This window comes from Dactylosporangium sp. CS-033363 (assembly GCF_050942475.1).
In the GTDB taxonomy this organism is placed as follows: domain Bacteria; phylum Actinomycetota; class Actinomycetes; order Mycobacteriales; family Micromonosporaceae; genus Dactylosporangium.
Map to the genome: position 1 here is coordinate 5,102,205 of NZ_CP192032.1, position 21,163 is coordinate 5,123,367.

Genomic DNA, 21,163 nt, shown 5'->3' on the forward strand with positions numbered 1-21,163 from the left:
TCACCAGTGGCGTTGCACCAGCTTCATCGCGCGACGTCCGGCGTGTACCGACGCTGAGGACGGCGGAGGGGGAACAACGGCCGCCGCGAACTGCCGGACGTGTCCGCACCGTGCCGACCGGAGCGAACCACGGACGCGAGCGGAGAAGGCCGACCTATCTGGACGCCTGCCCGACGACGTCATCCTCGTCCGGCTGCATTGCAAGGGTCTGAACAGCCGCTCAGCTGGGTTCGTCAGTGTCCGGCTCGTCCTGGTGCCGGGGCGCCAGGGTTGCTGCACGCAGCTGCGTCAAAACGGCAGCGGTTTCGTGCCGAGGCCCTTGATCGAGGCGTGGACCTTCTTGCCCGGGTGGAACAGGGCGAAGCAGCGCACGTAGCGGTCACCGGCGTCCCACTGGAACTTGGTGATGCCGTCCCAGACGAGCCCGATGCCGTCGCGGGCGTCGAACTGGGCCTGGGTGAGGCCCATGAACTTGGCCACGACCGGATAGCAGCGGTCGATCGTCCACTTCCTCAGCACGTCGTCGGCGGGCAATGTGCTGCCGCCGTCGCTGATCTGGATGGTGCCGACGAACTCGGCCTCGTGCGGCTGCGCGCAGCCGATCGGGGTCAGGTCGCTCAGGTCGTCCCACCATCCGTCGGATCTCTTGGTACCTCGCACGTCCAGGCACTGGATCGCCTTCGGCGCATCCCCGGCCAGCGCCCCCTTCAGCGAACCGGAGTTGACCGACATATGGCTGTACACGTTGCTCAGCGCGAAGACCGAGCAGACGTAGGAGCGCAGACCGCCCTGCCACGGCGCCGGCAGCGGCATCTGCACGTTGATGCCGAGCATGCCGTTGTGCCAGTCACCGCCGACGTAGTCGTTGACCGCCGCGCTGCAGGCGGTGTACGCCGCTTGGAACCCCTCGGAGCCCGCTGCCGGAGGGGCGGACGCCTGCCCCGCGCCGCCCTCGACGGTGCCGACCAGGACGACCTCGAGCGTGTGCCCGCGCTCGCACTCGATCGGAGCGGCCGGCACGAACGCGGGATCGAAGGCCGCCTTCGTCGGGCTGTCCAGGCACATCCCGACGCTCGGCACGTCGAACTTCGGCGCCGCCATCGGCTGCCAGTCGTCGAGCAGGTTTCCGTCGGTGCCGGCGGCGGGTGTGCCGCAGCCCGAGACCCCGAGCAGCACCCCGGCGAGCACGGTGGCGATCGCCGCCCGGACAGTCGATGTCATCGTCGTGTTCCCCCGTGAAACCACCGGGCGACTTTCCGCGACCCGCCCGGCGTTGTCAACACTCGGACGGTCCGTCCAACCCATCCGAACGGACCGGGCCAGGCCTGGCACGGGTGGGATGTGTGCCCGGTCGAGGCGACCTTCGATGCTGGCGATCACGTCCCGTTCTGGCCGTTCGTGGCCGCGGTCGGGGTGGCCACCGGGGCCAAGGCGGCCGGGGTGGCGGCCCGCAGCCCGCTCATCCGCCGCTTCGGGGGCGAGCGGCCGCAGGAGTTCCGCGCGTACCTGCGGGCGGTCACCAACGTCGGCGTCTCCCTCGGTGCCGGAGGGGGCGACCGGGCAGTACCTCGGCGTGTTCGGGCTCGGTGCCGGCCTTGCCGAGGTGTTCGGGCCGGCGCTGCTCATCGCGCTGTGCATCACGTGGGGCGGGCCGGCGGTACGTCGTCGGCACCCTGTTCCTGGCGACCGGCCTGGCCGTGCCGCTCGCGGTGCGCCGGGCGCGCGCCCCGGTCCTCGCGCCGGCGGCGGCCTGAGCGGTCGGCCTGAGCGGGGCTGTACGAGGTACTGACAGAACCTCCCACACCGCGCCCGGCGGTCGTAGCGTCGGAGGCGTGGAAAGCCGAACCGAGATCCGCGACTTCTTCACCACCCGCCGGGCCAAGGTGACGCCGGGCCAGGCCGGGCTGCCGGACTACGGCGGCCACCGCCGGGTCGCGGGGCTGCGCCGCGAGGAGGTGGCGCTGCTGGCCGGCGTCAGCGTCGACTACTACACGCGCCTCGAGCGCGGGAACCTCGCCGGTGTCTCCGACGGTGTGCTGGAGGCGCTCGCCCGCGCGCTGCGGCTGGACGAGGCCGAGCGGGCGCACCTGTTCGACCTGGCCCGCACGGCCAACACCACCGCGGCGGGCGCGCGGAGCCGGCGGCGGCCGAGCTCGCGGCTGCGCCCGGCGGTGCAGCGGCTGCTGGACACGATGACGATGGCCCCGGCCTACGTGCGCAACGGGCGGCTCGACGTGCTCGGCGCCAACGCGCTCGGGCGGGCGGTGTTCGCCCCGCTGTTCGCCACGGCGGCGGCGACACCCAACATCGCCCGGTTCATCTACCTCGATCCGGCCAGTCAGGAGTTCTACCGGGACTGGGAGGTGCTGGCCGGCGACACGGTGGCGCTGCTGCGCGCGCAGGCGGGCCGCGACCCGTACGACCGGGCGCTGAGCGACCTGATCGGCGAGCTGTCCACCCGCAGCGAGGTGTTCCGCACCTGGTGGGCGGCGCACGACGTGCGGCTGCACCGGTCCGGGACCAAGCTCCTGCACCACCCCGAGGTCGGCGACCTCACCCTGGCCTACGAGTCCCTCGACCTGACGAGCGACGTGGGGTTGCGGCTCAACGCGTACACGGCCGAGCCGGGCTCGTCCTCGCAGGAGGCGCTGCACCTGCTGGCGAGCTGGACCGCCGCCCCGGCGCCGGTTGGACGGACCGCGCAGGGGTAGTCGGGGCCCGTCGAACCGGACAATTCGGAGGAGAAGACTGTGCGGGCAACGCTGATCTACGGAGCGGGTGACGTCCGGGTGGAGGACGTGCCGGACCCGGTGCTGCGGGAGCCGACCGATGCGCTGGTCCGTGTGGTGCGCTCGTGCATCTGCGGCAGCGACCTGTGGCCGTACGGCTCGCGGCCGGCCTCCGCGCAGGGCGACCGGATCGGCCACGAGTTCCTCGGCGTGGTCGAGGAACTCGGCGCCGACGTGTCCGGCCTGCGCCGCGGCGACCTGGTCGTGGCCCCGTTCGTGTGGGCCGACAACACCTGCGACTTCTGCCGGGAGGGACTGCACACCTCCTGCCGGCACGGCGGCTCGTGGGCGCGCGACGGGATCGACGGCGGCCAGGGCGAGGCGGTACGGGTACCACAGGCGCAGGGAACGCTCGTCAAACTGCCCGCCGCCGCGGACCCGGCCCTGCTGCCGTCGCTGCTCGCGCTGTCCGACGTGTTTCCCACCGGGCACCACAGCGCGGTCCGGGCCGGGGTCGGTCCGCGGACCACGGTCACCGTCATCGGCGACGGCGCGGTCGGGCTGTCCGCGGTGCTCGCGGCGAAGCGCCTCGGCGCCGAGCGGATCATCCTCATGGGGCGGCACAAGGACCGCACGGACCTCGGCCGCGAGTTCGGCGCCACCGACATCGTCGCCGCGCGCGGCGAGGAGGGCATCGCGCACGTCCGCGACCTGACCGGCGGCGACGGCACCCACACCGTCCTGGAATGCGTGGGGCTGCGCCCGGCGATCGAGACCGCCCTGGGCGTGGTCCGCGACGGCGGCGTGATCAGCCGGGTCGGCGCGCCGCAGTACCCGGAGGTGCCGTTCGACTTCGGCGTGTTCTTCCGCAACGTCACGCTGACCGGCGGCGTGGCGCCGGCTCGGGCGTACATCGACGAGCTTCTGCCCGACGTGCTCGAGGGCCGCTGCGAGCCGGGCAAGGTCTTCGACCGGACCGTCGGCCTCAGCGAGGTTCCCGACGGGTACCGCGCGATGGCCGACCGGTCCGCGCTCAAAGTGATGATCCAACCGTGAAGGGGACCACAGTGCAGGAACGCATGCTCGGCGACGGGTTGAACGTGTCGGAGATCGGCTACGGGTGCATGAGTCTCACCGGGGCCTACGGGCAGCGCGGGGGGGCCGCGCGGGAGGACGCGGTCGCGCTGATCCGCCAGGCCGTGGAGCTCGGGGTGACGTTGTTCGATACCGCCGAGGTGTACGGCCCGTTCGCCAACGAGGACATCGCCGGCGAGGCGCTCGAGCCGGTGCGGGACCGGGTGAGGATCGCCACCAAGTTCGGGTTCGCCTTCGCCGAGAACGGGGTGGAGCCCGGCGGCCTGTGCAGCCGTCCGGAGAGCATCCGGCGGGCGGTCGAGCACTCGCTGCGCCGGCTGCGCACGGACCGGATCGACCTCTACTACCAGCACCGGGTCGATCCCGAGGTGCCTATTGAAGACGTCGCCGGTACCGTCCGGGAGCTCATCGAAGCCGGGAAGGTCCTGCACTTCGGGCTGTCCGAGGCGGCCGCCGGCACCATCAGGCGGGCGCACGCGGTGCAGCCGGTGGCGGCGGTGCAGAGCGAGTACTCGATGTGGTGGCGCGACCGCGAGCAGGACACGATTCCGGTGCTGGCGGAGCTGGGGATCGGGCTGGTGCCGTATAGCCCGCTCGGCAAGGGGTTCCTGACCGGCGCGATCGACGCCACGACGACCTTCGCCGACAGCGACTTCCGCGGCCAGACGCCGCGCTTCCAGGGTGAGGCGCTCGCGGCCAACCTGGCGCTGGTCGACCTGCTCAAGCGGATCGCCGCCGACACCGGGGCCACGCCGGCCCAGCTGGCCCTCGCGTGGCTGCTCGGCCAGGGACCGTCGATCGTGCCCATCCCGGGCACCAAGAACCCGCAGCGGATGGCGGAGAACACCGGCGCCGCGGACGTGGAGCTCAGCGAGGAGCAGCTGGCCGAGCTGCGCGCCGCGGCGGACCAGATCCAGATCGTCGGGGCGCGGTACCCCGCCGCCCAGGACGCCATGACCAACCGCGAGGCCCCGCTGCCGACCGGGGCGGACCGTTGATCACCCGCGGCGGCTCGCAGCCGTCCAGCCGGGGCCCGGCGGAGAACTTCACCGGGGAGGTGCTGGTGCAGCCGCTGTTCGGGGCGGAACCGGCGGCGCAGTACACCGGGGCCTATGTCACCTTCCAGCCCGGCGCGCGCTCGGCCTGGCACACCCATCCGGCCGGGCAGCGGCTCGTCGTGACCGACGGCGTCGGCCGCACGCAGCGGGAGGGCGGTCCGGTCGAGGAGATCCGGGCCGGCGACGTGGTCTGGTGCCCGCCGGGGGTCCGGCACTGGCACGGCGCCGCGCCCGGGACGGCGATGACCCACCTGGCGCTGAGCGGGATGCACGGCGGGCGGGCGGTGGACTGGCTGGAGCAGGTGACCGACGAGGAGTACACCGCGCGATAACATCAACCGGCATGAGGACGTGGCGGGTCCGGCGGTACCTGACGCACGCCCTCGACCTGATGGAGTCAAGTGCGCTGTTCCGGGCCGAGCTGGACTGGCCGGCCGTGCGCGCCGACGCCGCTTCCCGCTGTGCCGGCGCCCGCACCTTCGCCGACACCCACGCGGTGCTGTCCGAGGTGCTGCGCCGCGCGGGCGGGGCGCACAGCGGGCTGCGGGCGCCCGGCCGGCCATCGACGATGCCCGACCCGCAACCGCCGGCCGGCGGGCTCGTCGACGGCACCGTCGCGTGGGTGCGGTTGCCGGGCAGCGGGCACAAGGAGTACAAGAGGATCGGCTCTTCGCTCGTGCGTGACCTGGCCGCGGCCGCACCCACCGGGTGGATCGTGGATCTGCGCGGCAACCGCGGCGGCAACATGTGGCCGATGCTGGCCGTGCTCGCGCCGCTGTTGCCCGAGGGCGTGCTGGGCTACTTCGTGCCGCCGGGCGGCGCCGAGCAGGCCTGGACCCTCGACGCGGGACGGATCAGGCTCGCGGGCCGCGAGCTGGCGCGCGCCCAGCGCCCACCGGTCCGCACGCCCGGGCGGCCGCTGGCGGTGCTCACCGACGGGAAGACCGCAAGCTCCGGCGAGGCCGTGGCGGTGGCGCTGCGCGGGCGGCCGGACGTGCGCGTGTTCGGGGCCCCGACGGAGGGCTTCACCAGCGCGAACGAGACCCATCGCCTGCGTGACGGGGCCCGGCTGTACCTCACGGTGGCCTGGTTCGCCGACCACCGCCGCACCGTCTACCGGGGTCCACTCCCGGTCGACGATCCCGGCGGCGCCGATCCACTGACGGCCGCGGCCGCCTGGCTCGCCGCGGCATGAACGGGCTGCGCGCCGGATCGATCGGCGCCGGCGGGCAGCACGAACGCCTGGACCGCGCGCCACACGGCGTCGGCCGTCGCGCGCGGCAGGTACAGCGCGCGGATCGGCTCGCGCAGATGCCAGGGCTGACCGGTCGTCCGGCAGTCCAGCGCGGCGATCTCGACGTACTCGTCCGTTCCGTCGGCGTCGGCGCCCTTGTGCACGTAGAGCTGCACGTGCGGATCGTCGGTCGTGATCACGACCGGCGACGAGCGGTGATATCCGTCGGCGTCATGGCCGTAGGCGGTGCAGTAGCCGCACCACCAGAAGTGCTCGTTCACGCTGCCTCGTCTCCCTCCCGGCTGTGGAGGGGCCTGCCGCCGGCGGCTCGCAGTCCGGGCCGGCGGCATGCCCACGGGCCACCTTGGGCCGTGGGGGAGGCGAGGCGAGGTACGGTTTGTACCCCTACGCCGGCAGGCCCAGGTTCGCGGCCAGTCGCCGGGCGGCGGGCCGGACCTGTGGCGGACCCTCGAGCAGGTCGAGGGTCATCCGGCGGGCGTAGCCGTTGAAGCGGGCGGTCTCCGGCGCGGCCGCGAACGCCTCGGCGAGGGTCGCGACCGTGCTCTCCTGGTCCCGGCGCAGGTGGTGGCCGCGGGCGACCTCGACCAGGTGCCGGGCGCGGCGCGGGCGGGACGGGATCGACTCGGCCGGGGTCCGGCGAGCCGCGCGGAGGGCCTCGCCGGGCTGGCGCAGTTCGACGGCGACGGTCACCGCGTGCGCGCCCATGATGATCCGGGAGAACGAGGTCCACGGCTGGTAGTGCGACGGCGGCAGCTGCTCGGCGACCCGCCCGGCCTCGGCGAGGTAGCGCAGGGCGGTGCCCGACTCGCCGCTGCGGGCAGCGGTGAAGGCCGCCTCGAACCGCAGGGCGCCGTAGAGCGACAGCAGCTCGTCGTCCGCGTCGTCCAGGTGGTGCTCGACCAGGTCGAGGCCCTCCAGGTTGACCCGCATGGCGGCGTCCCAGTCGCCCGTGTCGCGGTGTGCCTGCGCGTGGGCCCACGTGGCGCCGGCGATGGCGCGCGGGTCGCCCGATTCCTGGGCCGCGACCATCGCCCGGTCGGCGGAGCGCCAGAGCAGGTCGGCCGCCGGGAGCTGGTACGCCAGGTACATCTGGGCCAGCACATGGACCTCGGCCAGCAGCGCCAGGGCCCGGCGCCGCTCCTCGCCGCCGAGCGCACGGGCCGCGTGCTGCGTGTCGCGCAGCAGACCTGGGAGCAGCCCGGCGAGCACCGTGCGGTGGTCGGGGGAGCCGTGCCGGGCCCGCCAGGCCGTCGCGAGGCGCGCCGCGAGATGCTCCAGCGGCGGCGCCGGGGCGTCCGGCGTGGCGAAGGAGTTCATCGCGTCGCGGACGGCGGGCAGACCGGCGTGCCCCGGCCCGGTGAGCACCTCGCCGGGAGCGTCGGCGTCGTCGAGCAGTTCGGCGACGGTGACGTTCACGGCGGTCGCGAGGCGGTTCAGCATCGACAGGCGGGGCGGCAGGAGGCGGCCGGTCTCGACGGCCTTGACCCATTCGGCGGAGCGCCCGACGAGCCCGGCGACGACCGTCCGGGACTTGCCGGCGCGCTGCCGGTGGAACTTGAGCTTTTCGCCGACGGAGAGATCGGGCTGTGCCTGCACGGGTGCCTCCCGCGGAAGTGGCCCTCTTGACGCACGTCGCGTCGATCGTACCGCCGGACGCGATCGGCCGGGGTTGCCCGGCCGACCGCGGTCCTGGCGTGCGTCAGGCGGCGGCCTTCTCCGCGGCGGGTTCGACGCGGATCGGGCGGTTGCCCAGCAGGCGCTCGGCCAGCGGGGCGAAGATCAGGCCGATGACCGCCCATAGCAGGCCCTGCGCCGCCAGGGAGTAGACCCGGAAGTCGTAGAGCAGGTCGGCGTCGAAGCCGGGGTAGATGATGTCGCCGGCCTCGTTGCGCAGGGGGAGCGGGGTCTCGGTGGCGTGCTTGCCGTACTCGGCGACGTTGGTGGACAGCTCGCCGAAGGATGGCAGCAGGGCCATGAGCACGCCGGTCACCACGACGAAGGCGGCCGCGGCGAGCAGCGTCGCGTTCCAGGTGCCGAAGCGGGGCTTGAGGCGCTGGCCCAGGATGACGGCCAGGATCAGGAACAGGACCGAGGCCAGGACCATGATGAGGTAGTACGCGCTGCGCTGGCCGATGGTCTCCTCGTGACCGACCGCCGGCGGGCTGGCGGGGTACTTGAGGAAGGGCACGAAGTACAGCGTCAGGAACCCGGCGCCGGCCAGCAGCAGGGCCAGGGTGCGCGGGCGCAGGTTGCCGACGCGGCCCAGGCAGATCATGTAGGCGACGGCGAACAGGGCGCCCATGGCCAGGCCGAACAGGACCATGCCGAGGCCGATGCCGAGGTTGCCCTGCACGGCGCGGCTGAACAGCTCGTGCTCGTGGTCGTCGGTGGCCAGGCCGGCCGCCCGGTCCAGGGCCGCCTGGGCCGAGCCGCGGCCGCCCTCGTAGTCGATGGCCTGCTGGATCAGCGGCTCGGCGAAGATGCGGGCGAAGACGAACGCGACGAGCCCGGCCGCGGCGCCGGCGAGGGCGCCGCGGAGGATGATGCGCTTCTCCATGTCAGCCTCCCGCTCAGTGGCAGGGGAAGCCGAGGAAGTGGCGGCCGTCGTGCACGAACTCGTGCACGTGGGTGTCGCTGCCGAAGACCGACACGGCGCCCTGGTCGATGCCGATGAAGTAGTAGAGCAGCGCGGCCAGTGCGGCGGTGCCGACGAGCCAGACCAGCGAGCGGGACAGCGGGATGACGACCGGCGTCGCGACCGCGGCGGGGTTGGACGACGAAGACACGCTCACGTGGAGCCTCCTTCAGGGATCGGGCGTCCCTCTTGTAGTGGCGGCTGACGGCGGAGGGTCTGACTCGCCGGTCTCCCGGCTCACAGTGGCGCGACCGTGCCGGACTTGCACCGGCTTCCTGTCACCATCATTCGCGCTGACGCTACGACCAGCGGCGGTACCACGTCAAACGTGATCGACATTGCCCGGCGTGTTTGTTTCCTCACCCGGCGCTCGGGTAGCCGCCAAACGGTAGCAATTCGCCGCGAAGGGGGACCCGCCGCATGACGTCCGAGCTACCGGCGTCGGCTCGGCGCGGTCACGGTGTCCTCGACGGCGGCCAGGTGCAGCCGCATGGCCTGGGCCGCGCCCTCGGCGTCGCGCTTGGAGATCGCGGCCAGGATCGCGTCGTGCTCGTCGGCCGCCTGCACCGCCCGCCCCGAGACGGCCGCCGCCGCGATCGCCTGTTCCTGCAGGACCGAGCGCAGCTCCGAGACCAGCCGGGGGAACAGCGGGTTGGCGGTCGCGGTGGCGATGGCCACGTGGAAATCGGCGTCGATGCCGACCCGGATCGTGGGGTCCTGCTCCTCGCGGAAGCGCACCAGCAGCGCGGTCATCGTCTTGAGGTCGGTCCGGGAGCGGCGCTCGGCGGCGAGGGCGGCCAGCGGCACCTCGAGGGTGCGGCGCACCTCGTGCAGGTCGCGCGGCAGGTACTGCCCGGTCAGCAGCTGTGACGGTGCGAACTGGGCGTCGACGAAGGTGCCCTTGCCGGCGTAGGAGCGGGTGAGGCCGAGCGCGCTCACGCTCTGCAGCGCCTCGCGGATCACCGAGCGGCTCACTTCGAACGACTTGGCCAGCTCGGCCTCGGAGGGCAGGCGCTGGCCCACCGCGAACTCGCCGGACTCGATGAGTTCGATGAGTTGCGATCGCACGTGTTCCGCGGCGGTGCGCTGCGCGACGGGGACAACCTTCACGGCTGCCAGGTTAACAGCCTGTCGGGCAGGCGGTCGGTCAGAACGAGGCATCGACGCGCACCGGTTCCGACCACGCCGACTCGCACGGGCTGCCGGCCGCGAGGACCATCGAGCGATCGGCGAGGTCCAGCACGACCCCGGCGATGGTGCAGGTGCGCTCGGCGTCCGGCTGGGCCGCGTCCGGGTGCTGGCACACGCTGAACGGGGCGTCGGCGTGGTCGGCCAGCGCCGCCTGCAGGCTCGCCACCGTGTGCGTGTCGTGCTCGCGGACCCGCTCGGTCAGGTGGTGCAGCCGGTTGCGGGTGTGCGCCTTGCGCTCCAGGTACTTGTCCACGCCGGTGAGCCCGTCGACCAGGAAGTGGTTGGCGTGGGTGACCGCGCCGCCCTCCGGTGCGATGACGCCGCACGGGCCGTCGCCGGGGCCGGTCTCCAGGTCGGCGCAGAAGCCGGTGGTGTCGGCGATGAGGTAGTTGGCCGAGTTGGCCCGGGACGCGGACTGGATCCGCCGCACCGCCTCGGCGCCGCCGTCGCTGTCGAGGACCGAGCGCAGCAGCACGTGGTACGGCACGCCGAACCGGCCCTCGTCGCCGTCCGAGATGAGGGTGTTGGTGCACAGGCCGACGCCGCTGGAGTTCACGCCGACCTTCGCGAGCATGCCGGCCTCGACCACGGTGACGAAGTCCGGGCCGTCGTCGCGGAGCACACGCAGTACCAGAGCGGTGTTTCTGGCTCCTTCGATCCAGTCCCAGTTCTGCCCCATCAGCGGGGTCCGGGTCGTGGTGCGCTCCGGGGTGAGCGCGAACGACGTGCACTCGGTGGAGGCGACGGCCCGGGCCCGTCCCGGTGCGGCGAACATGATCTCGCTGCGGGTGTTGAGGGCCAGGATGTCGGCCACCTCGACGCCGGCGCCGCGGGCGATGCCCCGGATCTCCCGCGCGGAGGCGGGGGAGAAGTCCTCGATGGGGGCGGCGAAGCGCAACCCGTGCCGCTGCACGGTGGCCCAGTCCCACCCGGCGTAGTGCCGGAAGACGCCGGCGTAGGTCCGCAGCGCGTGCTCGATCCGGGTTCTCGCGGCGAGCCCGTACCGGTAGCCCCGCTCCTCGGGGTCACCGGAGACGGTCACGATGTCGTACCGCGCCATGCCCGCACCTCCACTTCCTCGCGCCTGGCATTGCCCGCCTGGCAGGCTATCAGGTTGCATGACAAGTTGTTAGACTCCTGTCGGGCTGTCGGACAGGAGTGGTGCGGATGCGGGTGGACCTTCCCCTCGGGCAACTGGAGCGGTACGAGTACCCGCATCCCGAGCCGGCGGACTTCGACGCCTTCTGGAGCCGGACCCTGCGCGAGCAGGCCGGCCACCCCCTCGAGCCGCGGTTCGAACCCGTGGACGCTTGCATCACCACCCTCGACGTGTACGACCTGAGCTTCCGCGGCTACGCCGGCGACGAGGTGCGCGGATGGCTGCTGCTCCCGCGCGAGCGCACCGGCCCGCTGCCGCTCGTGGTGGAGTACCTCGGCTACGGCAGCGGCCGCGGGCACCCGATCGAGTCCCTCGCCTACGCCAGCGCCGGGTTCGCCCACGCCGTCATGGACTCCCGCGGCCAGGGCAGCTCGGGGCGGGCCGGGCACACCGCGGACCCGCACGGCGCCGGTCCGTCCGCGCCGGGCTTCATGACCCGCGACCTGCTCGACCCCGAGCGGTACTACTACCGCCGGCTCTACACCGACGCGTACCGGTTCGTCGACGCCGTGGCGGGCCACGAGGCCGTGGCGGGCGGCCGGATCGCGGTCACCGGGCGCAGCCAGGGCGGGGCCCTCGCGCTCGTGGCGGCCGGCCTGCGGGACGACGTCCGGCTGGCGATGCCGCACGTGCCGTTCCTGTCCGCGTTCCGGCGCGCGCTGGAGGTGACGGACCACAGCCCGCACGGGGAACTCGTCAAGTGGCTGGCCGCCCACCGCGGCTCGGCCGACGACGCCTTCGCGACCCTCGCCTACTTCGACGCCGTCGCCTTCGCCCGCCGGGCCACCTGTCCGGGCCGGTTCTGCGTCGCGCTGCACGACGTCGTGAGCCCGCCCTCGACCGTGTTCGCCGCCTACAATGCCTACGCCGGGCCGAAAGACATGACCGTCTGGCAGTACAACGGCCACGAGGCGGGCGGGCCCGAGGACCTCTTGCGCACCATCCGCGCCGTACGAGAGCTGGTGTCATGACGATCGTCGACTTCCACCACCACGCGCCCCTGGCCTCCTACGTCCGCCGGCTGACGGCGCTGGGCATCCAGGCGCAGCCGGGCGCGCCGTTCCCGGTGTGGGAACCGGCGGACTCGCTCGCGATGATGGAGCGGCTCGGCATCGACCTGGCCGTGCTGTCGGTCGCCTCGCCCGGGTTCTGGTTCGGCGACCAGGCGTTCACGACGCAGCTGTGCCGGGACACCAACGACGAGCTGACCGAGGTGGTCCGGGACGGCGGCGGGCGGTTCACGGCGGTCGCCTGCCTGCCGCTGCCGTCGGTCGAGGCCGCCCTCGCGGAGGTCGAGCGGGTCTACGACCGGCCCGAGTTCTCCGGCGTCGGGCTGCTCACGAGCTACTCCGGCGCGTACGTCGGGCATTCCAAGTTCGACGCGCTCCTGGAGATCCTGAACGAGCGGGGCGCGTTCGTCCACGTCCACCCGGTGCTGCCCGCGTGGTGGCCGGAGGGCGAGATCCCGCTGCGGCCGTCGGTGCTGGAGTACCTGTTCGACTCGACCCGGCTCATCACCAACCTGTTGCTCACCGACGTGCCGCGGCGCTTCCCGCGGATCCGCTGGGTCTTCTCGCACTGCGGCGGGGCGATGCCGGTCGTCGCGCCGCGGATGGCCCTGGCCGAGGGCATGCCGCAGCTGGCGGCCGTGGTCGAGCAGGGCGGCGTGCTGGAGGCGCTGGCGGCGTTCGGGTACGACACCGCCCTGTCGCACACCGCGGCCGACCTCGGCGCGCTGCTGACCTACCTCGACGACTCGCGGATCGTGCTGGGCACCGACTTCCCGTTCTCCTCGCTGGACGAGGTGGCGGAACGGTACGAGCTGCTGCGCGCGTACCTGGGCGACACCCCGCGGCGCGAGGCCGTCCTCAGCGGGAACGCCCGCGCGGTACTGGGGCTGTGATCCGGGGCGGCGGCGCGATGTCCAGGGCCCGGTAGACGGCCGCCTGCTCGGGGCAGAGCGGCGTGGTCTGGGTGACGGTGCCGGCCGGTCCGGTCAGCGTCACCTGGGCCACCCGCCCGAGCCGCCGGCTGATGGCCGGCCAGTCCTCCCCGCAACCGCGCTCGGCCGTGCGGGTCAGCCGCCCGGCCAGCGATCCGATCAGGTCGTCCGCGAGGAGATCCGACACCCGGCGGGCCTGTACATCGTCCACTGTGGATAGCCCAGGGACCGCGGCCTCCGTGCGCACCCATTCCGCCGCCGTCCCTCCGCCGCGCGGGGCCACCGCCCGGTGCGCGACCAGCGCGAACGACACCCGTTCCAGCCCGGCCGTGAAGCGCCGCGCGCCGACCGCGGTGCGCACCGCCGCGCCCGCGCCGAGCCGGTGCCACAACCCGTCGAGCAGCCAGGTGGCGCCGATGGCGCGCACGTCCACGACCTCCGCCGAGGGCAGGCCGAAGTGCCGGCCGATGGACGCGGCGAGGCGGTGCAGCGCGGCCACGTCGACCTGGTCGGCCCGGCCCAGGCTCATCAGCACGTCCGGCTTCACCCGGCCGTCCACGCGCCGGTTGTGGGCCAGCGCGACATAGCGCACCACCGCGCCGTCGGCGTTGGTCCGCGACGTGAACCGCAGGAACATGCCTGCGACCAAACCATCCTTGACCTCTCGGCGCAAGGTCAACATACTGCGTCGTGTTACTACAACTAACGCCCCTTCCAAGCCCCTGACCAGCACGATCCCGGACCTACTGCTCACGCGTGTGTACCAAACGGCGGTACCGGCGCGCAAGGATTCTTCGTAACGAACCGAGCGGAGACCCTTGCGGTCCAACCGGCCACGGTGCACCCTGAGGGGCAACCTATAGGGCTGTCAGACAGCCGGGCAGGTGGACAGGTCCGGAGGCACCCGCGTACCCCGCGCTTGGCCGGTCTTCGGTCCCCAGCAGAGGAGAAAAGCGATGCGTGCAAGGAACTTATGGCGCGGCCGTGTCGCCGTGGCCATCGGGCTGGCCGGGGTCCTCGCCCTCGCCGCCTGTGGCGGGTCGGACGACTCGGGGGCGAACAGTTCGGGCGAGATCAAGGGAACCATCGACTTCTGGATGGGCGACCCCATCGGGGACGCCCAGCAGCCGATCATGCAGAAGCTGGCGGACGACTACGCCGCCGCCCACCCGGGGACCAAGGTGAACCTGCGGTTCCTCGGCAAGGACGCACACCAGACCTACCTCACCTCGATCGCGGGCGGCAGCGTGCCGTGCGTCGCGCTGATCGGCAACACCTGGACCCCGGAGTTCGCGGCGCTCAACGCGCTCGACGTGTACGCCGCCGACCCCAAGACGATGAACGGCACCTACGTGCCGGGCATGATCGAGTCGACCATCTTCAAGGGCAAGTCCTACGCGGTGCCCTACGACACCGGCGTGCGCGCCCTCATCTACCGCAAGGACATGCTCACCGCGATCGGCAAGTCCGCGGCCCCGGCCACGTGGGACGAGCTGCGCGAGGACGCCATCGCCATCCAGGGCAAGAACCAGGGCGTCAACGGCTTCGGCATCATCGGCGGCGCGCACTGGTACTACCTGCCGCTGATCTGGAACTGGGGCGGCGAGATCGCCAAGCAGAACGGCGACAAGTGGGTCTCCGAGGCCGGCTCCGCGCAGTCCGTGCAGGCCTTCCAGTTCTACTCGGACCTGCTGACCAAGGACAAGCTCTCGCCGGCCGGCGCCTCGGCGTGGTCCGCGGCCGACGTCGACAAGTCGATGGGCCTGGGCCAGACGGCGATGATGGTCGGCGGCTCGTGGGACCTGCGCACCATCCTCAAGCAGAGCCCCGACCTGGAGGGCAAGCTCGGCACGGCCGTGCTGCCCAAGGGCCCGGGCGGCAACAACGACACGTTCGCGGGCGGCAGCAACCTCGCCGTGTTCCGCGAGTGCAACAACAAGGCGGTCGCGAACGACTTCGTGAAGTTCGCGATGAGCAAGGAGAACCTGGTGCCGGTCACCTCGAACCTGGGGCTGCTGCCGGCGACCAACGACGCGCTCGCCCAGGAGAAGGCCTCCGGCTCGTTCTCCGCCCCGCTGTTCAAGGCCTTCGCCGACCAGGCCGACCACACCCGCTCCATCCCGCCGGTGGCGAGCTGGGGCAAGGTCGAGGGGGCCAACTCCATCGTGAACGCCATGCAATCGATCATGAGCGGCAAGAAGACGGCCGACGCCGCCATGAAGGAACTCGCGGACCAGGTGAACCAGGCAATTGGTTGAGAACGTGAAGACCACGAACCGCCGCGCAGCGTCCTCGGTCACCCCGAGGGCGCTGCAAGGCTTCGAGAAACGATTCCTGCCGTGGGCCTTCCTGGCCCCGCTGCTCGCGGTGCTGGCCGGGGTGGTCGGCTACCCGGTGGTGCGCACCATCTGGCTGTCGTTCCACGAGGGCGAGTACCTGCAGAGCGGCCCGTTCGTCGGCGTGCAGAACTACCGTGACATCTTCGCCGACCCGAACTACGTCGCCGCCCTCGTGCGCACGACGGTGTTCGCGGTCGCGGTGGTCGTCACCACGATCCTGCTGAGCCTGGCCATCGCGCTGGTGCTCGACGCCGCCCCGCGCGCGGCCAAGGTGCTCAGCGTCATCGTGCTGCTGCCCTGGGCCATGCCGCGGGTCGCGTCCGGCATCGTCTGGAAGTGGATGTTCGACGACCAGTACGGGGTGGTCAACTGGCTGCTCGTGCACTGGTTCGGGCTCGAACGGTTCAACGGCTACTCGTGGTTCAGCACCGGCACCCCGGCGATGGTGGCCATCACGGTGGCGGTGGTGTGGCATTCGGTACCGTTCGTCGCCGTCTCCCTGTTCGCCGGCCTGCGCGGCACGCACGGCGAGGTGGTCGAGGCGGCCCGGGTCGACGGGGCGAGCGCGTGGCAGATCCTGCGGCGCGTCCGGCTGCCGATGATCCGGCCGCTGCTGGTCGTGATGACCACGATCTCGACGATCTGGGCGTACCAGTCGTTCGACCACTTCCTGGTCATGACCACCCCGCCCGGCGGCCCGGACCACTCGACCGAGGTGCTGTCCCTGCTGACCTGGCTGGAGGCGTTCGCCCAGCTCGACCAGGGCTCCGCCGCGGCGATGGCCGTGGTGCTGTTCCTCATGCTGGGCGCGGTCAGCGTGCTCTACGTCCGGCTCAACCGAGAGGACGTCCGATGACGTCGCTGCTGCGCCGTGGCGCGCTGGTCCTGCTCGTCGCCGTCATCGTGGTGAGCGCCCTGTTCCCGTTCTTCTGGATGCTGGTCACGTCGATCAAGCCGGACAGCGAGCTGTTCACCCGCACCCCGCGGTTCATCGTCACGTCGCCGACCGCGCAGCGGTACACGCACCTGCTCGACGGCAACATCCCCACCCAGTTCCGCAACTCGCTCATCGTGGCGATCGCCACCACGGTGCTCACCGGGCTCATCGCGCTGCTGGCGGGGTATGCGCTGGCGCGGTACCGGCTGCGGACCCGGCACATCCTCACCGTCGTCATCCTCGTCACGCAGCTGCTGCCGCAGACCATCCTCGTCATCCCGCTGTTCACGCTGTTCCGCAACGCCGGCCTGCTCAACACGTTCCAGGGCCTGACGCTGAGCCACCTGGCCCTGACCGTCGGCCTGTGCACGTTCATGCTGCGCTCGTTCGTGGTGGAGATCCCGTTCGAGCTGGAGGAGGCGGCACTGGTCGACGGGGCGAGCCGGCTGCGGGCGGTCTGGTCGATCGTGTTCCCCCTCGCCTGGCCGGGGCTGGCGGCCAGCTCCGTGTACGCGTTCATCACCTCGTGGAACGAGCTGATGTTCTCGGCGACGTACATGCAGCGGCCGGCCATCGAGACGCTGCCGGTCGCGCTGCAGCAGTACTTCTCCAGCTACTACACCGACTGGGGCGGCGTGATGGCGGCGAGCGTGGTGTTCACGATCCCGGTCGTCATCTTCTTCCTGGTCGTGCAGAAGCGCCTGATGCAGGGCATGGCGTCCGGCGCCATGAAGGGTTAGAAACGGAAGAGCGAGGCCTGGAAACGGTACGAGTCGCCGCGGTACAGCTGCCGGCCCACGTCGAAGCACTGGTCGTGCTGGTCGAAGGTGCGCTGGTAGCCCACCAGCACCGGATCGCCCGCCGCCAGGCCGAGCAGCTTGGCCTCGCGCGCCTTCACCGCCTCCGCCGCCAGCTCGTAGTCGCACCGGCTGGCCGCGATGTCGTAGCGGTCGCGCAGCACGTCGTAGAGCGACAGCCCGGCGAAGTCGACGTCCTCGAGGCCGGGCACCCGCGCGGCGTCGAGGCACGACTGGTCGATGCTCAGCGGGGAGCCGTCCAGGAGCCGGACCCGGCGCAGGTCGACCACCGGCGCGTCGGTGCCGATGCCCAGCACCTCGGCCTCGGCCAGGGTGGCCGGGCGGACGGTGGCCTTCATGACCCGCGAGGTGGCCTCCATGCCGCGCTCGCGGGCGACCTCGCTGAGCCCGCGCAGCCGGTTCGGCTCGTGCACGAGCCGGTTCTCGGCCACGAACCAGCCGCGCTGCGGCGACGGCACGATCCGGCCGGCCTCCGCCAGGGCGCTGAGCACCGCGCGCAGCGTGGCCCGGCTGACGCCCAGATCCGCGGCGAGGGTGCGCTCGCCCGGCAGCCGCGTGCCGGCCGGGAACTGCCCGACGGTCAGCGCCTCCTGCAGCGCGCGGTAGGCCTCGACGGCGTTGTTGCGGCCCTCCACCCGGGCCGGGGAGACCTTCAGGTCGAGTGCCTTCACCATGCGCAGCATCCTAATGCCTTGACTGTCCTCGCCCGGGTCGGCCAGACTGGTTCATATTACAGACCAGTTAGTGCCACGAGAGGTCGACATGACAGACGAGAGCAACCGTGAGCCGCAGGTCCTTCGCTACCGGGACCTGGAGCGGCGCACGTGGGGCGACGAGACCACCGGACGGCTCTGCGACTGGTTCTACGCCGACGACGCGACGATGAACCTGAACATCGTCGGCATGCCGCCGAACGGCTCGGCGATCTCCTCGCCGGCCAACCCGACCGTCTTCGGCGCGGACGAGCTCTTCTACGTGCTCGAGGGGCGCATGGTCCAGAGCAACCCGGTCACCGGCGAGGTGTTCGTCGTCAATCCGGGCGAGGCCATCTTCTTCCGCAAGGACACCTGGCACTACCAGTGGAACCACAGCAACGTACAGCTGCGGATGCTGGAGTTCTTCCAGCCGGCGCCGAAGTCCGGCACGGGCGGGGCGTATGCCCGCGCGCAGCCGCCGCTCGCCGGGCCGCCGAAGCAGGGCCAGGACGAGCTGATCGGCAACTGGCCGATGGCCCGCGACACCCCGCGCGAGCAGACCACCTGGATGATCCGGGAGGCCGACATCCTGTGGCGGATGGAGGGCGAGACCCGGGGCCGCGAGATCCTGGTCGGCATCCTGGCCAGCACCGAGCACCTCACCGCCGGCAAGATGTCCTTCCTGGGCGGGCAGCGCAGCGACGTGTACACCCACAGCGCCGACAAGGTGATCTTCGTGGAGTCGGGGAACCTGCACGTCGAGCTCACCGGCACCAAGAAGTGGGTCGAGCTGGACGCCTGGGACGGCGTGCGCATCCCGGCCGGCACCCCGCACTCGTTCTACAACATGAGCCACGAGGCCGCCACGTGCCTGTTCTCGGTGGCCGGCGACTACCTGCCGGGCCCGAGTGCCTGACGTGACGGTTGCCGCCGTCGACTGGGGCGGCACCTGGATCCGCGCGGCCGCCGTGACGGGCGGCCGCATCGTGGCCCGGGACCGTCTGGCCAAGCCGCCGAGCCTGGACGAGCAATACGCCGCGGTTGCTGACCTGGTCCGGGGGGTCACCGCGGGGCTGGAGCCGGTCGCGGTCGGCGTCGGGCTCGCGGGCGTGGTGCAGAACGGCATCGTCGGTACCGCGGCCAATCTCGGCTTCACCGACGGCACCGACGTCGCCGGGGCGCTGCCGCTGGACCTGCCGGTCGCGCTGCTGAACGACGTGCAGGCGACCGCGCTGGGGGTGGCCGCGCAATGGCCGGACGGGACGACCGCCGTCCTCGCCATGGGTACGGGCATCGGCGGCGCGGTGATCCGGGACGGCTCGCTCGACCCGGGGCTCGGCGGGGCCGGCGACTTCGGGCACATGATCGTCGACCTCGGCGGCCCGCGGTGTCCCTGTGGCGGTACCGGCTGCCTGGAGGCTTTGGTCTCCGGCCGGGTCTTGGCCGCGGCCGCGAGCGCGCTCGGCCTGCCGGACGCCCGGGCCCTGGTGGATGCCGCCGAGCGCGGGGACGACCGGGCGGCCGGCGTGCTCGACCGGTGCGCGCTGGCCCTGGCCGCCGGCGTGCGCTCGATCGTCGCCACCCACGACCCGCACCGCATCGTCCTGGCCGGTGCGCCCCTCGCCCCGGACACCTGGCTCGGCCGGGCGGTGCGGGCGCACTGGGACTCGATCCGGCCGCACTGGGCCCGCACGCGGCTGCACCACGCCGCCGACGACGAGGACGCGGCGCTGCTCGGGGCCGCGGCGCACGCGCTCGACCGGCTGTAGCGGTTCGGCCGCAGCTGTGACAGACTCCAACTGGTCTGCTTTGTAGACCAGTTTCCCATGAGAGGTCCTCATGACGTTGTCCAACCGTTCGATCGTGGTCCTCGCCTTCGAGGGCTACCAGGAGCTCGAGTTCTGGTACCCGGTGCTGCGCGCCCGCGAGGAGGGTGCGGAGGTGAAGGTCGTCGGCCCCGGGGAGGGGCCGTGCGAGAGCCACCTCGGCTACCCGGTCCTCGGCGACACGGTCGCGGCCGAGGTCGTCTCCGAGGACGTGGACGCCCTCGTCGTGCCGGGTACGGTGGCCGGCCGCCCGGCGATCAGCGCCGAGCAGGTCGCGCTCCTGCGCCGGCTGCGCGCCGCGGACGTGCCGATCTTCGCCAGCGGCTCCGGCGCCCACCTGGTCCGGGAGCTCGTGCTCGACGTCGACCCCGATCACGTCGCGGCCGACGCCGACGCCCTCCCGTCCCTGTTCACCCGGTTAAGGAGCGTGCTGCATGCAGATCTTTCGCACCGTTCTCGGTGACGTCCCGGCCGAGGAGTCGGGCCGCATCCTGACCCACGAGCACCTGCTGTACGGCTACCCGGGCGCCGAGCTCGACCACCGCACGGTCTTCGACCACCCGGCGGCCGTCGAGCGGGTCAGCGCGCAGATCGTCGACGGGATGATCCCCAACGGGTACCGCACGCTGATCGACATGACCCCGCCGGAGGTCGGCCGCCACCCGCAGTTCATGGTGGACTGCGCCCGCCGCACCGGCATCAACGTCGTGGCGATCACCGGCTTCTTCCCCGAGCGCATGGGCGTGCCGTACTACTGGCGCCGGCAGACCATCGAGGAGCTCACCGAGTTCTTCGTCAAGGACCTCACCGAGGGCATGGTCTTCGCCTGGCAGCAGACGCCCTACAAGGCCGGCGCCATCAAGATCGCCACCGGCCAGGAGAGCGTCTTCCCGAAGCCGAGCCCCGTCGGCGCGTACGGCCGGCACGTCCACGAGGTCGAGGACCGCGTCATCCGCGCCGCCGGCCGGGCGGCCATGCAGGTCGGCTGCGGCATCAACACGCACATCGACCCGATGGACTTCGAGGTCACCAACCCGGGCCGCGAGCAGCTGGAGATCCTCGACGAGGTCGGCATGGACCTGTCCAAGGTGATCATCGGCCACGCCTTCGTCCCGCCGCAGGTCAACATGATGCGCGAGATCCTCAAGATGGGCGCCAACGTCCAGCTCGACCACATCGGCATCCCGTGGCGGGTCGGCAGCGCGGAGGAGCTCGACGAGGCGATGGCCGACGCCCTCATCGAGCTGATCGAGGACGGCTACCTGGACCGCATCGTGCTCTCCTTCGACCGCTGGTTCTTCAACCCCCGGGCGGCCGTCACCGACGCCGACCCGCAGCTGGAGAACGAGAAGGTCAACCTGAACTACATGTTCACCAGCTGGGTGCCCCGCCTGAAGTCCAAGGGCGTCACCGGCGAGCAGCTCGACCAGATCATGATTCACAACCCCCGCCGCATCCTGTCGATCGCGGTCTGACGGAGGACT

The 21,163-nt window shown here is 72.0% G+C and carries 23 protein-coding genes, 1 pseudogene and 1 riboswitch; of the genes and pseudogenes, 14 read left to right on the forward strand and 10 right to left on the reverse strand.

Features of this window, described 5'->3' with window-relative positions; translation table 11 throughout:
• Positions 1-288: 288 nt before the first annotated feature.
• Positions 289-1,221 carry a septum formation family protein gene (locus ACQPZ4_RS23635; RefSeq protein WP_433065086.1) on the reverse strand — a complete coding sequence of 311 codons (933 nt, stop codon included), beginning with the start codon at positions 1,219-1,221 and terminating at the stop codon, positions 289-291.
• Between the two features lie 155 nt (positions 1,222-1,376).
• Positions 1,377-1,520, reverse strand: coding sequence for a hypothetical protein (locus tag ACQPZ4_RS23640; protein WP_433065089.1), 144 nt, complete (start codon positions 1,518-1,520; stop codon positions 1,377-1,379).
• Positions 1,521-1,832: 312 nt separating this feature from the next.
• Here ACQPZ4_RS23640 and ACQPZ4_RS23645 point away from each other — a divergent pair, with 312 nt between their 5' ends.
• Genes ACQPZ4_RS23645 through ACQPZ4_RS23665 form a run of 5 tightly spaced genes read left to right on the forward strand, consistent with a single transcriptional unit; the run spans position 1,833 to position 6,077 of the window.
• The gene (locus tag ACQPZ4_RS23645; RefSeq protein WP_433065092.1) at positions 1,833-2,711 is read left to right on the forward strand and encodes a helix-turn-helix transcriptional regulator; all 879 of its coding nucleotides are present in this window, start codon (positions 1,833-1,835) and stop codon (positions 2,709-2,711) included.
• 39 nt (positions 2,712-2,750) lie between these two features.
• Complete coding sequence (locus ACQPZ4_RS23650; RefSeq protein ID WP_433065095.1) at positions 2,751-3,785, forward strand: zinc-binding dehydrogenase; 1,035 nt, start codon at positions 2,751-2,753, stop codon at positions 3,783-3,785.
• Positions 3,782-4,822, forward strand: coding sequence for an aldo/keto reductase (locus ACQPZ4_RS23655; protein WP_433065097.1), 1,041 nt, complete (start codon positions 3,782-3,784; stop codon positions 4,820-4,822). Before ACQPZ4_RS23650 ends, ACQPZ4_RS23655 begins: the two co-directional genes overlap by 4 nt.
• The gene (locus ACQPZ4_RS23660; protein WP_433065100.1) at positions 4,819-5,214 is read left to right on the forward strand and encodes a (R)-mandelonitrile lyase; all 396 of its coding nucleotides are present in this window, start codon (positions 4,819-4,821) and stop codon (positions 5,212-5,214) included. The genes ACQPZ4_RS23655 and ACQPZ4_RS23660 overlap by 4 nt, the downstream gene beginning before the upstream one ends.
• A gap of 11 nt (positions 5,215-5,225) precedes the next feature.
• Positions 5,226-6,077 (forward strand): S41 family peptidase, encoded by an 852-nt coding sequence (locus ACQPZ4_RS23665; RefSeq protein WP_433065103.1) that lies wholly within the window; start codon positions 5,226-5,228, stop codon positions 6,075-6,077.
• Here the strand turns inward: ACQPZ4_RS23665 and ACQPZ4_RS23670 are convergent.
• The 6 genes from ACQPZ4_RS23670 to ACQPZ4_RS23695 form a co-directional block, all read right to left on the reverse strand.
• Positions 5,996-6,397: a hypothetical protein gene (locus ACQPZ4_RS23670; RefSeq protein ID WP_433065106.1), complete on the reverse strand. Its 402-nt coding sequence runs from the start codon at positions 6,395-6,397 to the stop codon at positions 5,996-5,998. The two genes, ACQPZ4_RS23665 and ACQPZ4_RS23670, sit on opposite strands and share 82 nt — an antisense overlap.
• Before the next feature lie 124 nt (positions 6,398-6,521).
• Entirely contained in the window at positions 6,522-7,733 is a 1,212-nt protein-coding gene (locus tag ACQPZ4_RS23675; RefSeq protein WP_433065109.1) for a helix-turn-helix domain-containing protein, read from the reverse strand.
• A gap of 103 nt (positions 7,734-7,836) precedes the next feature.
• Complete coding sequence (locus tag ACQPZ4_RS23680) at positions 7,837-8,694, reverse strand: CbtA family protein (RefSeq protein WP_433065112.1); 858 nt, start codon at positions 8,692-8,694, stop codon at positions 7,837-7,839.
• 13 nt (positions 8,695-8,707) lie between these two features.
• Positions 8,708-8,929 (reverse strand): CbtB domain-containing protein, encoded by a 222-nt coding sequence (locus ACQPZ4_RS23685; RefSeq protein ID WP_433065114.1) that lies wholly within the window; start codon positions 8,927-8,929, stop codon positions 8,708-8,710.
• 47 nt (positions 8,930-8,976) lie between these two features.
• Positions 8,977-9,094: riboswitch (cobalamin riboswitch) on the reverse strand.
• Positions 9,095-9,204: 110 nt separating this feature from the next.
• Complete coding sequence (locus ACQPZ4_RS23690; RefSeq protein WP_433065116.1) at positions 9,205-9,882, reverse strand: FadR/GntR family transcriptional regulator; 678 nt, start codon at positions 9,880-9,882, stop codon at positions 9,205-9,207.
• Between the two features lie 37 nt (positions 9,883-9,919).
• Complete coding sequence (locus ACQPZ4_RS23695) at positions 9,920-11,023, reverse strand: C45 family autoproteolytic acyltransferase/hydolase (RefSeq protein ID WP_433065119.1); 1,104 nt, start codon at positions 11,021-11,023, stop codon at positions 9,920-9,922.
• A gap of 107 nt (positions 11,024-11,130) precedes the next feature.
• On the opposite strand from ACQPZ4_RS23695, the gene ACQPZ4_RS23700 reads away from it, so the two are divergent.
• On the forward strand, positions 11,131-12,093 hold the full coding sequence (locus ACQPZ4_RS23700) for an acetylxylan esterase (RefSeq protein WP_433065121.1): 963 nt from the start codon (positions 11,131-11,133) through the stop codon (positions 12,091-12,093).
• On the forward strand, positions 12,090-13,025 hold the full coding sequence (locus ACQPZ4_RS23705; RefSeq protein ID WP_433065124.1) for an amidohydrolase family protein: 936 nt from the start codon (positions 12,090-12,092) through the stop codon (positions 13,023-13,025). Before ACQPZ4_RS23700 ends, ACQPZ4_RS23705 begins: the two co-directional genes overlap by 4 nt.
• A gap of 211 nt (positions 13,026-13,236) precedes the next feature.
• On the opposite strand, the pseudogene ACQPZ4_RS23710 reads toward ACQPZ4_RS23705, so the two are convergent.
• A pseudogene (locus ACQPZ4_RS23710) lies at positions 13,237-13,701 on the reverse strand (IS1634 family transposase); the annotation flags it as partial.
• 355 nt (positions 13,702-14,056) lie between these two features.
• On the opposite strand from ACQPZ4_RS23710, the gene ACQPZ4_RS23715 reads away from it, so the two are divergent.
• Genes ACQPZ4_RS23715 through ACQPZ4_RS23725 form a run of 3 tightly spaced genes read left to right on the forward strand, consistent with a single transcriptional unit; the run spans position 14,057 to position 17,080 of the window.
• Positions 14,057-15,322, forward strand: coding sequence for an extracellular solute-binding protein (locus tag ACQPZ4_RS23715; RefSeq protein ID WP_433065127.1), 1,266 nt, complete (start codon positions 14,057-14,059; stop codon positions 15,320-15,322).
• 4 nt (positions 15,323-15,326) lie between these two features.
• Positions 15,327-16,259 carry a carbohydrate ABC transporter permease gene (locus ACQPZ4_RS23720; RefSeq protein WP_433065130.1) on the forward strand — a complete coding sequence of 311 codons (933 nt, stop codon included), beginning with the start codon at positions 15,327-15,329 and terminating at the stop codon, positions 16,257-16,259.
• Entirely contained in the window at positions 16,256-17,080 is an 825-nt protein-coding gene (locus ACQPZ4_RS23725) for a carbohydrate ABC transporter permease (RefSeq protein ID WP_433065133.1), read from the forward strand. The genes ACQPZ4_RS23720 and ACQPZ4_RS23725 overlap by 4 nt, the downstream gene beginning before the upstream one ends.
• Here the strand turns inward: ACQPZ4_RS23725 and ACQPZ4_RS23730 are convergent.
• Positions 17,077-17,832 (reverse strand): GntR family transcriptional regulator, encoded by a 756-nt coding sequence (locus ACQPZ4_RS23730; protein ID WP_433065136.1) that lies wholly within the window; start codon positions 17,830-17,832, stop codon positions 17,077-17,079. The genes ACQPZ4_RS23725 and ACQPZ4_RS23730 overlap by 4 nt on opposite strands.
• Positions 17,833-17,920: 88 nt before the next feature.
• Here ACQPZ4_RS23730 and ACQPZ4_RS23735 point away from each other — a divergent pair, with 88 nt between their 5' ends.
• The 4 genes from ACQPZ4_RS23735 to ACQPZ4_RS23750 all read left to right on the forward strand — a co-directional run bounded on the left by ACQPZ4_RS23735 (position 17,921) and on the right by ACQPZ4_RS23750 (position 21,154).
• Entirely contained in the window at positions 17,921-18,769 is an 849-nt protein-coding gene (locus ACQPZ4_RS23735) for a cupin domain-containing protein (RefSeq protein ID WP_433065139.1), read from the forward strand.
• A 1-nt stretch (position 18,770) separates the two neighbouring features.
• Positions 18,771-19,622: an ROK family protein gene (locus tag ACQPZ4_RS23740; RefSeq protein WP_433065142.1), complete on the forward strand. Its 852-nt coding sequence runs from the start codon at positions 18,771-18,773 to the stop codon at positions 19,620-19,622.
• A 70-nt stretch (positions 19,623-19,692) separates the two neighbouring features.
• Positions 19,693-20,142 carry a DJ-1/PfpI family protein gene (locus tag ACQPZ4_RS23745; protein ID WP_433065145.1) on the forward strand — a complete coding sequence of 150 codons (450 nt, stop codon included), beginning with the start codon at positions 19,693-19,695 and terminating at the stop codon, positions 20,140-20,142.
• Entirely contained in the window at positions 20,114-21,154 is a 1,041-nt protein-coding gene (locus tag ACQPZ4_RS23750; RefSeq protein ID WP_433065147.1) for a phosphotriesterase family protein, read from the forward strand. Before ACQPZ4_RS23745 ends, ACQPZ4_RS23750 begins: the two co-directional genes overlap by 29 nt.
• Positions 21,155-21,163 lie beyond the last annotated feature (9 nt).